The following is a 13,983-nucleotide window of genomic DNA, read 5'->3' as shown; positions in this document are numbered from 1 at the left end:
TGTGCAGAGAAGGGGTTGCGGAAGTGGCGGCATAGGCATACCATATCATTGAATATTACTGAGGTTTGCGAATGACAATCAGGACAGGTGTTTATGGCGGAAGTGCCGACTGGGTAGAGCTTGGGCTTAAATCAAATCCTTTCCCGACAAAATCAGCTGGGCCGAATGCTCAGGCTGTATTTACTCAGCAAGAAGTGTTTTCATTGTCGGACAGCATGACGCAACTTCTGGTGTTTACGGGTGTTGCCGGTGTTGGGAAGTCAATTCATGCAAAGCAGTTAGCCAAGCACTTTCTTAAGAACAAAAGGCGCCCTACACAGTTAATCTCAGCGACCAAAACGATAAAGTCATCTGGACTACTTAAAATGATTTGCTGCCGGTTTAACATTGAGCTTCCGCCAGGAGATATGGTGGATAACCTAAAGATTGACAGCGTTAGACGTGTTATTGCTAAGCGGAAAGAAGCGGTAGCGCTTATTATTGATGATGCCCAAAACTTGAGCCAGGAAGCATTAAGCACAGTGCTACGCCTTACAGCGCTGCAGCAAGAGCCTTACAAGATCCAAGTGGTGCTGTTTGGGACGTCTGCTGCCTTGACTAAGGTGCGTGCACTTTGGGCCGAGTTGGGGGTGCAGGGGGATTTTCCGCAAGGAATGATTCGTGCTTGGGGCGCAGATCAAACAGAGGCGTATATTTTATCTCGTTTAAAGGAAAGTGGCGTAAGTTCGTCCAAAAAGATTTGTCGCAAAGCATGTGCAAAAATTTATCAACTATCAGGAGGTTTGCCAATGCAGGTAAATAAGAGAGCAGGGGCGATGCTGGACCAGCTAATTAAAGGACATGTTAAGAGACCAAGCAGTCCTATTGTTGGTGAAGGCAATGCGTTGTGGGCCATTGCGCTATTCTTTTCTCTTTTGTTTGGGTACTTCTGTTATCAGTCAGTAGTAGCGGACCAAGCCTCTGAGCCGGTGTGGGCGGCAAACACTGCAGCAGAAGAGGTTTTGGCCATGGAAAGCCCTGAAACAGTTGTTGAAGAAGGGTTTGTTTTGGCGGAACTGGTAGAGGATCAGGTTGTGCCAGAGAAAAAGGCGCTAGAAGAGGCCCTAGAAGCTGAGCCGGTTGTTAGCCCGCAGGCGCCAATCGTAGATGTCGAACCGGTTAGGCAAGAGTCGGTTGTGCCCAGTTTGTCTGTGACTCAGGAGAGTCAAGGTGAGTGGCTGGAGAAGAGTGAAGGATATACGGTGCAGGTATTGGCCACACCGGATCGTGAGGAAGCTATGCGTGTTGCTAAGCAGTATGATAATGCTCACGTGATTCATGCGGCACGGCAAAATAAAGAAAAGTTTTTGGTTGTTGTGGGCTCATTTTCTGATATATCAGCAGCAAAAGAACATGTTGGCGTCTTGTCTGAGGGAATGACAGGAGGCCAGCCATGGATACGTCAATTGAGCCAAGTTCGTGTTGATGTAGACAAGCTACAATCTCTAGAGTAATATTTATTAATTGATATAAATTTTTGTTGTGATAAAGCTTGAAGGGATTGATAGCCTCATTGATGCTGTTGATAAAATGATAAAAGTGTTGGGGCATTCGCCCAGAACGCCACATTATGAAGCATACAATGAACACAGTGTGCGCTTGATGCGGGTAAATTATGCTGGAGAGGTTGCGGCACAGGGGCTCTATTTGGGAGCGGGGTTTTTTGAAGCAGATCCGAGATTGCAGTCATTTTACCAGCATGCGCTGATTGATGAGTTCCGGCATCTTGATTGGTGTGGTTCCAGGGTCTTAAGCATGCAAGGGCGCTTGAGCTATTGTAACCCAATATGGTTTTTTGGAGCGTTTTCAATTGGTGCAATGAGTCGAATAGCGGGGCCCTCATATGCATTGGGCTTTGTGGCTGAAACTGAAAGGCAGGTGTTAGATCATTTAAAGGATCATTTGGATCGGCTCCCTCAAGAAGATGTTCGTTCACGTCAAATATTAATGACCATGATCGAAGAAGAAGAGGCGCATGGGGAAGAAGCCAAGCGTTTAGGGGCAGTACAGTTGCCGCCTAAGGTCTGCCAGATGATGGCAGCCATGGGGCGGGTATTAACGTCGGTATCAGAGAGGTTATAAGATGGGTTTTATTGTTGACAGCCACTGTCATTTGGATTATTTAGACAAGCCTCTGGAAGAGGTGAAATCAATGGCAAAAGCTCTTGGGGTTCAGCGGTTTTTGACAATCTCAGTCGAAGAGTCTCAGTGGGATTCTTTGATCGTTTTAGGCCAAGACCCAGACATTGATGTGGCTTTGGGCATTCATCCATGTGATGTGATAAAAGCCAAGAAAGGCTGGGAGGAGCGCTTAAGACAGGCCGCAAAAGATCCGGCTGTTGTCGCGATAGGAGAGACAGGCTTGGACAATTATCACGATAGCACTCAAAAAACGATACAAATGGAAGCTCTAGAGGCTCATGCAAGCATTGCGGAAGATTCAGGGAAGGCTTTGGTTATCCATATGAGAGACGCAACAGATGATACGATGGCGTTTTTATGTCAGAAATACCAAGGAAAGGGGATATTGCATTGTTTTTCAGAGAGCTACGATGTTGCTAAAAAGGCAGTGGGTCAAGGGCTTTTGATTTCATTGTCGGGCATTGTAACATTCAAAAATGCACACCAGCTGCATGAGGTCGCTCAAAAGATCCCGCTCGAGCATCTATTGTTAGAGACCGATTCGCCTTTTTTAGCGCCAGTACCATATCGAGGAAAGCCAAATTATCCAGGATATACCCGTTACGTGGCAGAGAAAGTTGCTGAGTTGAAAGGGATTTCATGGGAGGCTGTTGCAGAACAAACCACGAAGAATTATTTGGCATTGGTGGGTTAATGTCCGGTACTTCCAAAACCGCCTTCGCCACGCTCTGTTCCACAGAACTGATCAACCAGCTCAAAGGACGGGCGCAATACTGGAAGAAAAAGCAGTTGTGCAACTCTATCCATGGGCTCAATCGTTTGGGGTGTTGTGCTTCTGTTCCAGCAAGAGACCTTTAGCTCGCCTTGGTAGTCTGCATCGATGACGCCCACCAAGTTGCCTAACACGATGCCTTTTTTGTGCCCAAGCCCTGACCGAGGCGCAATGACAGCGCAGTAACGAGGGTCTTTGATATAGAGCGCAATACCTGTTGGCAGTAAGACACATTGGTTTGCAGGGATAACCAGAGACTCTGGTAAGCAGGCATAAAGATCTAAGCCGGCAGATCCTTCGGTTTGATACTGAGGCAAAGGGTATTCTTGGCCGATACGAGGGTCTAAAACTTTAAGTTGGATATTTTTTAGCATGGGGCGTCTCCTGAAAAGGTTGCATCATTTGAAAAAACGTTTTGTATGGCTTGTATGAAGCTCACAATGTCTCATTCATGTGTTAAAAACACCTTACTCCACAGTGACAGACTTTGCAAGGTTTCTGGGGCGGTCAATGGGCCTGCAAAGTAAACGAGCAGCCTCATATGCAACAACCTGGCAGACGATATTTAGTGGAATGACGCTTAAGCTCTCTAGGCGGCCATGAAGCGCAATGGTGTCTTTGGTGCTTTGAGTGGTCTGTGCGCCATAAAGGATCCGGGTAACGCTTCCGCCTCTGGCTTCGATCTCAGATTGCACCGCTGCTGTTTGGGGGCAGTTAGACTGGCCAATAATGATGCACAAAACTTTTTGGTCGATTAGCGCAAGAGGCCCATGCTTCAATTCGCCGCAGGGTATGGCCTCTGCATGGATATAGGCCAGCTCCTTTAGCTTAAGGGCGAATTCTTTCGCTATGGTGAGACAGGTATGGGATCCAAGACAAAAAATGTGCTGGTATTGGCTTAGAGTGCTTGCGAAGGGAGAAAGTGTTAGCTTTAAGACCGCATTTATCTCGGTTTCAAGGTCCGTAACGGGGACTGTAGGCTTTTTTTGTGCAATGTGCTGACTCAGTAAAAACAAAGCCAATAGCTGGGCTGTAACGGCTTTGGTTGAGGCAACCCCAATTTCTTGCCCGGCATTTAAGGGAACGGTGGCATCACAGTAGCTGCTGAGCGTGCTTGTCGTGACGTTTGTAACGGCAAGGGTTAGGGCGGGTGACAGCTCTTTTGCTTTTTGGAGGGCGAGTAGTGTATCTGCTGTTTCTCCCGATTGAGAGACAACAATAACGACCGTCTTTGACAGGTCTCTGGCGGGAAGGTGTTTGTACTCGCTTGCTAGGATGCAACGTGAATGTATGCCAAAGTTGTCAAGCCAGCATGTCATGACTTCACTGCAATGAAAGCTTGAGCCGCAAGCAAGGGCCAGGACGTTCTGGTGAGCGTCAGGCATGCGTGGCACATGGGTGTTCTTCCACGCAGAAAAAACCAGGTGGGGGATATTAGGCTGAGACATGATCTCATGGTGGGTGATGTTTTGAAGATCATCTGGCTCTATAGGTGAATCAGGAATGGGTACAAAATCAAGGAGAATGTTGACGCCATGATCTGTTAATGAAAAAGAGGTTTCAGGAGGAACTCTGGCATAGTGCTGGCACTGTTTTAGCGCTGAAACATCAGAAGAAAGGCACCACATGTCATCGTTGTAACCAATGAGCAAAGGCATATGGCTTGTGACGCCATGAATGGCAGGGTCGTTAGCTAGAAGTATGGCAGTAGCATATCGACCTTTTAGCAAGGACCTTAGAGCTATCAAGGCCTCCTTTACACAGTGTGTTTTTAAAAGGCTGTGCATTAAGTGTGCGATGACCTCTGAGTCAGTCTCTGAAGTAAAGTGATACCCTTGTAGAATAAGATCTTTTTTTAGCGCCCTATAGTTTTGAATGATGCCATTGTGGACAACTGCGACGCTCTTATGGCTGGTATGAGGATGGGCATTTTTGATGTTTGCAAGCCCGTGAGTGGCCCACCGAGTGTGGCCAATACCAACACGGGCAAAAGGTTGCGGTTGTGTTAAATTTGACACATCGCCAGTTGTTTTCTGCACATGCAGTTGGCCTATATCTAAGCAAACCCCGCTAGAGTCATAGCCTCTGTAGGACAGGTGATATAAAGCTGTTATTATACTAGGGCTAATATTGTGCGCACGAGACACGGCCCCAAAAATGCCACACATTTTGTCATACCAAGTGTAATGTCTCCATTATACCGCGACAAAAAAACAGCCAAAAGGCATAAGGTGTTGAACACCCAGCCCGTTAAGCCAAAAACAACGTATCTGCGGCCCTGAAAACCTATGTGAGATATATCTTACGCCTTATTAAGCAATTAGACCGGGTGTTTTTGTGTGAAGTCCAGCAAAGGGGGTTGACTATAAGGCGGTTTTTTTGTATAATGTTGGTGTGTTTGAAGTACATATTGCTGTACGGGAGATGCTATGAGGCGAGTTAAAGAAGGTTTTTGGCGTGTAGGCAAAGAGGTCTATAGGGCTTTTTGTGCCCAGTTCGAAGAGACACAAGCTTTTTCATCGTTTTCTGTTGACTTTAAATATCTCAACGGTATCGGGTTTGATGCAGCAAAGCATTATCTTCCTACGTTTCAGTGGGAAAGCGCCAAATTGGCATATACTTATGAAAATAGTGCGTTTCAGCACTTCCTAAAGGATGTAACAGATTACGCCTTAAGCATGAAGTCAGTTCAGCGGTTTCAGCCATCAAGAGACAACGTTAAGCTTAGTGTTGAAAAAGTGGCTGCAGTTTTTGTGTCTTCCATGGTTGTTGGGGTGGCTGAGGATTTATTCCAGTACAGCACTGTAAGTATTGATCGTTATCTAGAAGCAAAGTACGTGGGAGATAACCACTTGTTGAGCCACCAGGCGATGTATAAAGCATTCGGCGAACAGCAAGACTACAAAGATTTTTTGTATCAGTTAGACGACCTGTACGATTCTGACGGGGCTCTTCCTGAAGGTAGAGATGTTTATTTTAAAAGGGCGTTTAATTATTATGCACTGACGTTACTAGCCAAAAAGGTATTCGCAAGGGTGCTTGCGGTTGTAATGGTTTTGCTGATGCAGTGTTATAGGCTCGTATTTGCACTGGGCGCAAAACACCCATTACTAGCGGTTACAGGACTGCTCGCTTGGCTGTCTGTTGCCCTGCACTCCTTATTGTCTTTTCGAGAGGAGGACCGTGGTGTCAGCCAGGGTATTCTCCACGCTAAACGACAACCAAAGATCCGGAGAGAATGCAGGGCTTTACGGGAAAGGGCGCGTAATTTAAAAGCGTTGTTGCGCCGCACAGAAAAAAACCTACGAAATAAGCGCAAAAAGTTATTAATCACAAACTCAACCCCGGAAAGCATTGTAAAAGCTGAGCAAGAGCTCCGGGGACTGCATCTGCTGCTAAAGTATGCCCATGGCAGCAATGCAGAGAAACAGAACATTTTGGAAGATGTCGGTAAAGGTCTTTATGATTTACGAGGAGCTTACTATTTGTTAAAAGAGTATGGGGTGGCTTACAGTCAGGCGGACAGCGATGATAGTAAACAAACTGTGTGCGACCAACTATCACAAATTGACATTGAAAAGCTGATTTTGTCGCTTATTGAAAGGCACCATGAGGCTCATGTTTATCAAAATATGGCGCTCAGTGCTGTTTTGGCGGCTGTTTTGATTAACATCAAGCGTTGGGTTAAGGACTTGTTTCCAAGCATAGGACAGCTAGTATGTTCTTCGTTTATTGCTCTAGGTGTTGCGCATTTGCAGTTGTCGTTTATTGCAACAGTGATCGTCTTTAGTACGGCGATGATGTTGCTGAGTGGCTTGTGTGATTATATTGACGAAAAGGCGTATAGCAGGGCTAGATCTTTAGTCAAATATCTTGCGGGTGTTGTGCCATATGTTAATGATATTAGAAGTGCCGTTGCTTATTATTCAGCATGTCTGATATCTGTGCCGATAGAGAAAGTGTTTGATCGGCCCAAGGCCGGCGGATCCTCGCTTCAACAGTCATTTGTTCGGGTAGCTGAAGACCTTGGGGGTTGCAAAGCCACAGGGATACCGCAAAACTTTTTTAATAAAGCGTTTGATGCAAACAGATCACATGTTTTGACTGACCCCAGTCTTAAATATTTGTATGACTTCCAGGTTCCAGCAGGGTAAGCGTTTTTTCTGACAATTTTGTTTTTTGAGCTATCACTACCATTAATAAGGTAGGAAATAGCATGAAAACAAAAGAAATACTTCCTGTTTCAGGGGCGGGCAATAACTGTTTATATATCTCTGTAGCAGCACATTTTATTGTCTCGTATGTAAACAATATGCATGACAAGGGTGTAGAAAGGATCTGGCATAAGGCGCTTGAAGATTATTTGGGTGCTGAATTCGTATCAAAATATCCATTAGATTCTATCATCAAAGGTTTGACATATGATGAGTCAAGCCAACTTCTGGGGATTGCTTTTCGACTTTCTATTGGGGCAGCCTCACGAGACACTGTCTCATTAGCCAATAGTTTTGAGCGCATATCCTCTTCAGGTGTGCTAACCCAATGTATTGAAGAAACAAGAGATGAATCTGGCTCTCAAATGGCACTGTTTGGAATTACAGAGACCTCACTAAATGGCATTTCTATGGATGATGACAGCATCGTGCTATTCGATGACCGTGATACAGTTATGGAGGCCTATTCTGATATTCCTTTGATGATCAACAGGGCGTCACAAGGGCACTTTGACATAGAAGTGCTACCAGAGCACATGCAGGCATTAAAGGGCGTGCACTGGGATGGCCTACGTGCTGCCGTCGAGCATAATGCAAATATTGCAGCATTTAGGAGTAATCAGAAATCATTTTTCTCTAAAGTGGGTGCAGATGCTAAAGCCGCTAAAGTGATAGCGTCCAAAGAGGGTCAGCAGCTTTTCCAAAGACTGCTTGATGGCAAACTCGCCCCGAAAGCTGGTGCAGAGCCTGATGCCCACCAAGTGCCTGCAGAAGGTGGAAGCCCTGCCCCCCAGCCTGGCGCAGAACCTGATGCCCACCAAGTATCTGCAGAAGGTGGAGGCGCCGCTGCACAAACGGTTGATGAGACGTTTCCAGAGGGCGAGCTGGTTCAGAAAACAGACGTGCTGTCAGGAGATGCTCTTAGGAAAGAAATTGTTTATGATGCAATGTGTATGTATTTGCACAGTAAAAATTACACTGTAGTCAGAGGAGAGGATGACGAAAAAGCACAGGTGGCGTATAATACACTCTCTATAGGAGGCCTTTTAGATGCTGTAGGTTTGTTTTCTAGAGGCGATGAGAGGGTAGTAGAGATTGTCTCAAGCTTTTCCAAGAGCAATATGGAAAAGGAGCCTACAGGGATAGTAAAGAGCATAATCGATGAGCTTCAATTTCAAACAGATGATGAGTTATTGGAGGCGCAAAACACAAACCAGGAAGGCCTTGTAAATTTGGTAAGGAGTAAGCTTTAAGTTATGTTTCTGTGATTTTTGGTCGCCAGGACTCTTTGATAACAGGCTTTGCGCGACAGATAGCTAAAGATTCTTTCTGTATATCCAAGGAGATGGTGCTGCCTGCGGCACATATAGCGCTTCGGCCTATTTTAATGGGTGCAATTAAGGTGCAATTGGCGCCAATAAAGGCATGGTCCTGAATTTGAGTGATCTGTTTGCCAGGTTTCCATGGTGTAAAATTACAGGAGATGACGCCAGCGCCGATGTTGACATGACAACCGATATTACTGTCGCCAAGATAAGCAAGGTGCTTGGCTTTGACGTGGTCTTGAACCGTGGACCGTTTTAATTCAACAAAGTTGCCAATATGGCAATGTTTGCCAACATGAGTGTTTTGATATATGTGTGCCATAGGACCGATGGTCGTATGTTCTTGAATGTGGCAGTCTGTTAAAATTGAGTAGGGCAGTATGGTGACATTGTCTGCCAACTGTACGTTTTTTAAAATAGAACCTTGCCCAATATGACAGTTTTTGCCAATGATTGTTCTATTTTGCAGTGTAACCTGGGCGTCTAGGGTGCAGCTTTCACCAATTTGAGTCTCTGGTGAGATCACCATACTTTGATAGCAGGCAATATGGCAGCCTTTGTTTAACAATCGTTGTACGACTTGTTGGCGATACATTGTCTCAGCTTGGATCAGCTCTTGAGGTGTGTTGATGCCACATACCTCATGAAAGGGGGCAATGAGAAAAGAAAAACTGCGATTTTCTGAAACAATTTTGGTGAGGTAGTACTCACCGGTCATTGGTGAAGGTTGGATGTTGGTGAGGGCCTGAATAGACTGTGCTGATAGCTTCATGATGCCAGCATAACAGGTATCTGAGATATTCGACTCTCTGTCAGATGCTTCAATGATACTGGTTACTTGATTGCCAACAATCGTCATTTGTCCAAAAGAAGGATGGTTTGGGCTATGAACACCAACGAGGCTGTCAGGCTTTTGTTGTAATACTTGGTTAATGAGTTCAGACGAAATTAGAGGGGTATCAGCATTTAAGACAATGAGTGCAGACAAATGTTTGAAGTGCTCTAAGTTCTCTGTGATGGCATGGGCGGTTCCTTTTGGGATTTCTTGGTAAAGCAAGGCGCATTGTGGCGCATAAGCTTCAAAATGTTGCGTATCAGCAGGGTTGATGATAAGAAAGCAGGGGCAACTTTTAGGTAGTTTTTCCAAAATGTGAGAGAGCAGTGCGAGGTTTGCTAAGGGAACTAAAGCTTTTGGTTTAGAAAACCCGAGTCTTGAGCCACTTCCTGCAGCAAGTATCACAATCCCTGTGTTGATCATTAATGGCGATTCCTGTATTGACGGGATTTCTCGATGGTTTGTAGCTCGGCAGAAAGCCGGTGCAGACTCTTAAGCAGTTCATGGTAGTTGACTTTTTCTTGATTTTGAAGATCCCTGCGGTATTGTCGCTGTTTGGCAAGAAGCTTTTCTTGCTCTGCTGTGCGAGCATTATGTGCAGCATCAATTAATATTGAGACAGTATTGTTCTGACACTCAACCAAGCCTGCTTCTATGTAGAGTACAGTCGGTTGGGCGTCTTTTTGGTGCGCAACCACACAACCTGTTGCTAGAAGAGAGACAATGTCATAGTGATTGGGGTGAATTTCAAAGCCACCAGACAATCCAGGCAGCGAGAGGTGGGTCACTTCCCCTTCAAGAAAGCATTGCTCGGGGCTACAGATTGTTACCTTAAGCATTGGTTTTCTCTTTTTCGTAGCGTTCAATCACTTCGCCAATGTCACCGGCCATATAGAAATGCTGTTCTGGGATATGGTCATAGGTGCCCTCAATAATCCCTTTAAAGCTTCGAATGGTATCTTTTAGCGTAACGTATCGCCCTTTTTGGCCTGTAAAGACTTCGGCCGCAAAGAAGGGCTGTGAAAAGAACTTTTGAATCTTACGAGCCCTCATGACAGTGTTTTTGTCGTCATCCGAGAGCTCATCCATGCCAAGGATGGCAATGATGTCTTTTAGTTCTTTGTAGCGCTGTAGTGCTGACTGAACACTCCTGGCCACATCGTAATGTTCTTTACCTATAACAAGAGGGTCAAGCATTCTGCTTGAGGAGTCCAAAGGATCAACAGCTGGATAGATGCCCAGCTCAGCAACCTGTCGTGACAAGACAATGGTTGAGTCAAGGTGCGCAAATGTTGTTGCAGGTGACGGGTCTGTTAAATCATCAGCAGGAACATAAATGGCTTGCACAGAAGTAATGGAACCATTTTTTGTAGAAGTAATGCGCTCTTGGAGTGCGCCCATTTCTTCTGCCAGGGTTGGCTGGTAACCTACTGCAGAAGGCATTCTTCCGAGTAGGGATGATACTTCAACTCCCGCTAGGGTATAGCGGTAAATGTTGTCAATAAAGAGCAAGACGTCTTTTTTCTCATCACGGAAGCTTTCGGCAATAGTAAGCCCTGTGTTTGCGACACGCAGCCTATTTCCTGGTGGCTCATTCATTTGTCCGTAAACAAGGGCAACATTTTTAAGGACATTGGCTTCTTGCATTTCATGATACAAGTCATTACCTTCACGGGTTCTTTCCCCGACACCGGTAAAGACGGAAAGCCCGCCACTAGCGGTTGCAATATTTTGGATCATTTCCATGATGGTGACAGTTTTTCCGACACCAGCACCACCAAATAGTCCGACTTTACAGCCTTTCCCGACTGGTGCAATAAGGTCAATAACTTTAATCCCGGTGATAAAGGGCTCTTCTTCCGGGTTTAAGTCAGAAAAAGGAGGCGGGTCTTGGTGGATGGCGCGTTTCTTATCTGTTTTTATTGGCCCATTGAGATCGATAGGCTCACCCAGAACGTTCATAATTCTTCCCAAACAGCCTTGACCAACAGGGACCTCAATGCCTTTACCAACAGAGCCTTTTACGGCAGTGCCACGTTTAATGCCATCTGTTGAGCCAATAGCAAGGGCTCTTATTTTCGCATCTGAAATATGTTGCTGGACCTCCAAAACCAAATTGGCATCAGTGACATGCAGTGCATCGAGAATTTTAGGAAGCTGTCCATCAGGGAAGGTGACGTCGATAACACCGCCAATTATTTGGGTAATGTGGCCTTCTATCTGTGGATTGGTTGACTCGCTCATAGGGTTTCTCCTGTAGATTGGTTTGCACCAGCAGAGATTTCCGCAATTTCTTGGGTAATCAATGCTTGTCGGATTTTATTATAGGTTAAGTTAAGGTCGGCAATAATATCATTGGCGTTATCGGTGGCATTTTTCATAGCGATCATACGAGCAGCTTGTTCACTCACAATGTTTTCGGTAACGCAGCTATATATTGTCGACTCAATGTAGTTTTTTAGAAGCATATCCAAAATGGTGTTGGCCTCTTGTTCGTGATGGTATGTTGTTGTTTTTTTTACGTTGGGTTCTTCCTGAAGAGGAAGTATTTGGCGAATGGTGGGCGTTTGCGTTAGGGTGTTTTCAAACTGGTTATATGCAATATAAACCCGGTCTAGCTCTTTTTCCTCGTAAGCATCTAGCATCGGGGTAATAAGAGGCATTAGTTGCTGGATTTTAGGCTTGTCTGACAAGCTTTCAACGGAGGATAAAATATCGGCATGCTTTGAAAAGAACTGAAGCCCCTTCCTTCCTGAAACAGACAGCACAACGTGTTGTTGAGAGCTTTCTTGATCCTGAAGGTGGTGGAGTGCTTTTTTAAATAGCTGTAGGTTTAAGCTGCCACACAGCCCGCGGTCAGAGGAGAGGATGATTAGCCCTGTTTTTTTTGCATCAGAACGCTTCTGAAAAAACGGATGTTCACTGGCATGGCTATAATGTGCCATGATGTGTTGTGCTAAATCAGCATAGGGCTTGGTGCTTTTAAACCGATCTAAGGCACTGGGAAGCTTGCTAGCAGAAACAACCTGCATCGCTTTTGTGATCACTGCTGTTTTTTCAGTACTCTTGATGACTTGCTTAATTTTATGTGATTTAGCCATTGGGCGACCACTCACTATTGTCATGGAATGTTTCAAGCGCTTTCGAAAGCGCTTTTTCATGTGGGCTTAACTCGGGGTTTTGGTTGATGGCTTCAATTAACTCCTTTTGATGGTGGGTCATATACTGCTGTAATTCACGTTCATAGCGTGATACTTCAGAACTGGCTACATTATCAAGAAGTCCGAGCTCAACAACAAACATGCTAATGGCCATTTCAGCAACCGACAAGGGTTGGTATTGATGCTGTTTGAAGATTTCCGTTACAATCTCGCCATGCTTAAGCTGTTTTTTAGTCGCGTCATCAAGGTCTGAGGAGAACTGAGAAAAGGCAGCCAACTCTCTATATTGAGCCAATGCCATTCTTGATTGTCCACCAAGTTTTTTAATGATGGCTGTTTGTGCTGCACTCCCAATTCTTGAAACAGACAAACCAGAATCAATGGCGGGTCTAATACCAGATTTAAAGAGACCTTCATCTAGGAATATTTGTCCATCGGTGATCGAGATAACATTGGTTGGAATAAATGCAGAAACATCTCCAGCTTGTGTTTCAATGATAGGAAGCGCTGTTAAAGAGCCTGTCTTTCCGGACACAGTTCCCTCAGTAATTTCCTCAACATACGCAGCACTGACTCGAGCAGCACGCTCTAGAAGCCTTGAGTGAAGGTAAAAAATATCACCAGGAAACGCTTCTCGACCAGGAGGTCTGTTCAGGAGCAGTGAGATTTGGCGATACGCAACAGCATGTTTGGACAGGTCATCATAGACGATTAGCGCATCTAAGCCATTGTCTCGATAGTACTCACCCATGCTGCAACCACTGTAGGGTGCGATATATTGCATGGCTGCAGGGTCTGCAGCATTGGCCGCCACAACAGTCGTGTACTTCATGGCGCCTGCATCTTTTAACTTCTTCACAATACCTGCGACAGTAGACGCTTTTTGGCCTATTGCAACGTAAATACAATGGATCGGCTTGGATGCATTGGCTTGGTTTAATATCGTGTCGATAGCAATGGTGGTTTTTCCGGTTTGACGGTCACCAATGATCAGTTCACGCTGGCCTCGTCCTATGGGGGTCATGGCATCAATCGCTTTAAGCCCTGTTTGCAAAGGCTCATTAACAGCATGACGGCTGATAACACCTGGTGCTATTTTTTCAATAGGGGAGAATAGTTTGCTGTCAATGGGGCCGTCACCGTCTATCGGCTCACCCAGGGGGTTGACCACTCTTCCAGCAAGCTCAGGGCCAATCGGGACTTCTAGTATTTTTTTGGTGCCAGAGACGACTTGGCCTTCTTGGATTTTTGAGTAGTCTCCAAAGATGATAGCGCCAATACTGTCTGTTTCAAGATTAAGAGCCACACCAATGATGTTGTTTTCGAACTGTAGCATTTCACCATACATGACATCTGTTAGGCCGTAGATTTGTGCAATACCATCATTGACGGTAATGACGGTTCCTTTACTAGAAACTTTTGCATCTAGCTGTATGTTGTCTAGTTTTGAGCGAATAACGCTAGCAATGTTATGTGTTTCAATGGTCATTATTCA

Annotated in this window: 12 protein-coding genes; 5 read left to right on the top strand and 7 right to left on the bottom strand. The window is 45.3% G+C overall.

The genetic code is table 11. The features are described from left to right. The first annotated feature begins 71 nt into the window (after nt 1-71). From MKS91_RS02705 to MKS91_RS02695, 3 genes are read left to right on the top strand one after another with little or no spacing between them, the layout of a single operon-like run. Nucleotides 72-1,493, top strand: a complete 1,422-nt coding sequence (locus tag MKS91_RS02705; protein WP_258569304.1) for an AAA family ATPase — start codon at nt 72-74, stop codon at nt 1,491-1,493. Nucleotides 1,494-1,521: 28 nt separating this feature from the next. After that, complete coding sequence (gene coq7, locus MKS91_RS02700) at nt 1,522-2,121, top strand: 2-polyprenyl-3-methyl-6-methoxy-1,4-benzoquinone monooxygenase (RefSeq protein ID WP_258569303.1); 600 nt, start codon at nt 1,522-1,524, stop codon at nt 2,119-2,121. Nucleotide 2,122: 1 nt separating this feature from the next. Then, complete coding sequence (locus tag MKS91_RS02695; protein ID WP_258569302.1) at nt 2,123-2,875, top strand: TatD family hydrolase; 753 nt, start codon at nt 2,123-2,125, stop codon at nt 2,873-2,875. On the opposite strand, the gene dut is transcribed toward MKS91_RS02695, so the two are convergent. Both dut and glmS read right to left on the bottom strand, forming a co-directional pair. Next, the gene (gene dut, locus MKS91_RS02690; protein WP_258569301.1) at nt 2,872-3,327 is read right to left on the bottom strand and encodes a dUTP diphosphatase; all 456 of its coding nucleotides are present in this window, start codon (nt 3,325-3,327) and stop codon (nt 2,872-2,874) included. The genes MKS91_RS02695 and dut overlap by 4 nt on opposite strands. A gap of 93 nt (nt 3,328-3,420) precedes the next feature. Beyond that, entirely contained in the window at nt 3,421-5,121 is a 1,701-nt protein-coding gene (glmS, locus tag MKS91_RS02685; RefSeq protein ID WP_258569300.1) for a glutamine--fructose-6-phosphate transaminase (isomerizing), read from the bottom strand. Between the two features lie 261 nt (nt 5,122-5,382). Here glmS and MKS91_RS02680 point away from each other — a divergent pair, with 261 nt between their 5' ends. Together MKS91_RS02680 and MKS91_RS02675 are read left to right on the top strand one after the other, a co-directional pair. Then, on the top strand, nt 5,383-7,107 hold the full coding sequence (locus tag MKS91_RS02680; protein ID WP_258569299.1) for a hypothetical protein: 1,725 nt from the start codon (nt 5,383-5,385) through the stop codon (nt 7,105-7,107). Between the two features lie 62 nt (nt 7,108-7,169). Continuing rightward, on the top strand, nt 7,170-8,420 hold the full coding sequence (locus MKS91_RS02675) for a hypothetical protein (RefSeq protein ID WP_258569298.1): 1,251 nt from the start codon (nt 7,170-7,172) through the stop codon (nt 8,418-8,420). A gap of 1 nt (nt 8,421) precedes the next feature. On the opposite strand, the gene MKS91_RS02670 is transcribed toward MKS91_RS02675, so the two are convergent. From MKS91_RS02670 to atpA, 5 genes are read right to left on the bottom strand one after another with little or no spacing between them, the layout of a single operon-like run. After that, entirely contained in the window at nt 8,422-9,750 is a 1,329-nt protein-coding gene (locus tag MKS91_RS02670; RefSeq protein WP_258569297.1) for an NTP transferase domain-containing protein, read from the bottom strand. Continuing rightward, nucleotides 9,750-10,166: an ATP synthase F1 subunit epsilon gene (gene atpC, locus MKS91_RS02665; RefSeq protein ID WP_258569296.1), complete on the bottom strand. Its 417-nt coding sequence runs from the start codon at nt 10,164-10,166 to the stop codon at nt 9,750-9,752. The genes MKS91_RS02670 and atpC overlap by 1 nt, the downstream gene beginning before the upstream one ends. Further along, complete coding sequence (gene atpD, locus MKS91_RS02660) at nt 10,159-11,571, bottom strand: F0F1 ATP synthase subunit beta (protein WP_258569295.1); 1,413 nt, start codon at nt 11,569-11,571, stop codon at nt 10,159-10,161. Before atpD ends, atpC begins: the two co-directional genes overlap by 8 nt. Continuing rightward, the gene (atpG, locus tag MKS91_RS02655; RefSeq protein ID WP_258569294.1) at nt 11,568-12,428 is read right to left on the bottom strand and encodes an ATP synthase F1 subunit gamma; all 861 of its coding nucleotides are present in this window, start codon (nt 12,426-12,428) and stop codon (nt 11,568-11,570) included. The genes atpD and atpG overlap by 4 nt, the downstream gene beginning before the upstream one ends. Further along, nucleotides 12,421-13,980, bottom strand: a complete 1,560-nt coding sequence (gene atpA / locus MKS91_RS02650) for a F0F1 ATP synthase subunit alpha (protein ID WP_425248423.1) — start codon at nt 13,978-13,980, stop codon at nt 12,421-12,423. Before atpA ends, atpG begins: the two co-directional genes overlap by 8 nt. Between the last annotated feature and the right edge of the window lie 3 nt (nt 13,981-13,983).

It is taken from the genome of Candidatus Synchoanobacter obligatus (assembly GCF_024259865.1).
GTDB classification, from domain to species: domain Bacteria; phylum Pseudomonadota; class Gammaproteobacteria; order Comchoanobacterales; family Comchoanobacteraceae; genus Synchoanobacter; species Synchoanobacter obligatus.
Note: the sequence above shows the minus strand (reverse complement) of the source record. Positions and strands in the feature narration are given on the sequence as shown.

Excerpts from the sequence above, each read along its gene's own strand:
- MKS91_RS02670 (WP_258569297.1), bottom strand. The coding sequence starts at position 9,750 with ATGATCAACACAGGGATTGTGATACTTGCTGCAGGAAGTGGCTCAAGA.
- MKS91_RS02675 (WP_258569298.1), top strand. The coding sequence starts at position 7,170 with ATGAAAACAAAAGAAATACTTCCTGTTTCAGGGGCGGGCAATAACTGT.
- dut (WP_258569301.1), bottom strand. The coding sequence starts at position 3,327 with ATGCTAAAAAATATCCAACTTAAAGTTTTAGACCCTCGTATCGGCCAA.
- MKS91_RS02680 (WP_258569299.1), top strand. The coding sequence starts at position 5,383 with ATGAGGCGAGTTAAAGAAGGTTTTTGGCGTGTAGGCAAAGAGGTCTAT.
- atpD (WP_258569295.1), bottom strand. The coding sequence starts at position 11,571 with ATGAGCGAGTCAACCAATCCACAGATAGAAGGCCACATTACCCAAATA.
- MKS91_RS02695 (WP_258569302.1), top strand. The coding sequence starts at position 2,123 with ATGGGTTTTATTGTTGACAGCCACTGTCATTTGGATTATTTAGACAAG.
- MKS91_RS02705 (WP_258569304.1), top strand. The coding sequence starts at position 72 with ATGACAATCAGGACAGGTGTTTATGGCGGAAGTGCCGACTGGGTAGAG.
- atpC (WP_258569296.1), bottom strand. The coding sequence starts at position 10,166 with ATGCTTAAGGTAACAATCTGTAGCCCCGAGCAATGCTTTCTTGAAGGG.
- glmS (WP_258569300.1), bottom strand. The coding sequence starts at position 5,121 with ATGTGTGGCATTTTTGGGGCCGTGTCTCGTGCGCACAATATTAGCCCT.
- atpG (WP_258569294.1), bottom strand. The coding sequence starts at position 12,428 with ATGGCTAAATCACATAAAATTAAGCAAGTCATCAAGAGTACTGAAAAA.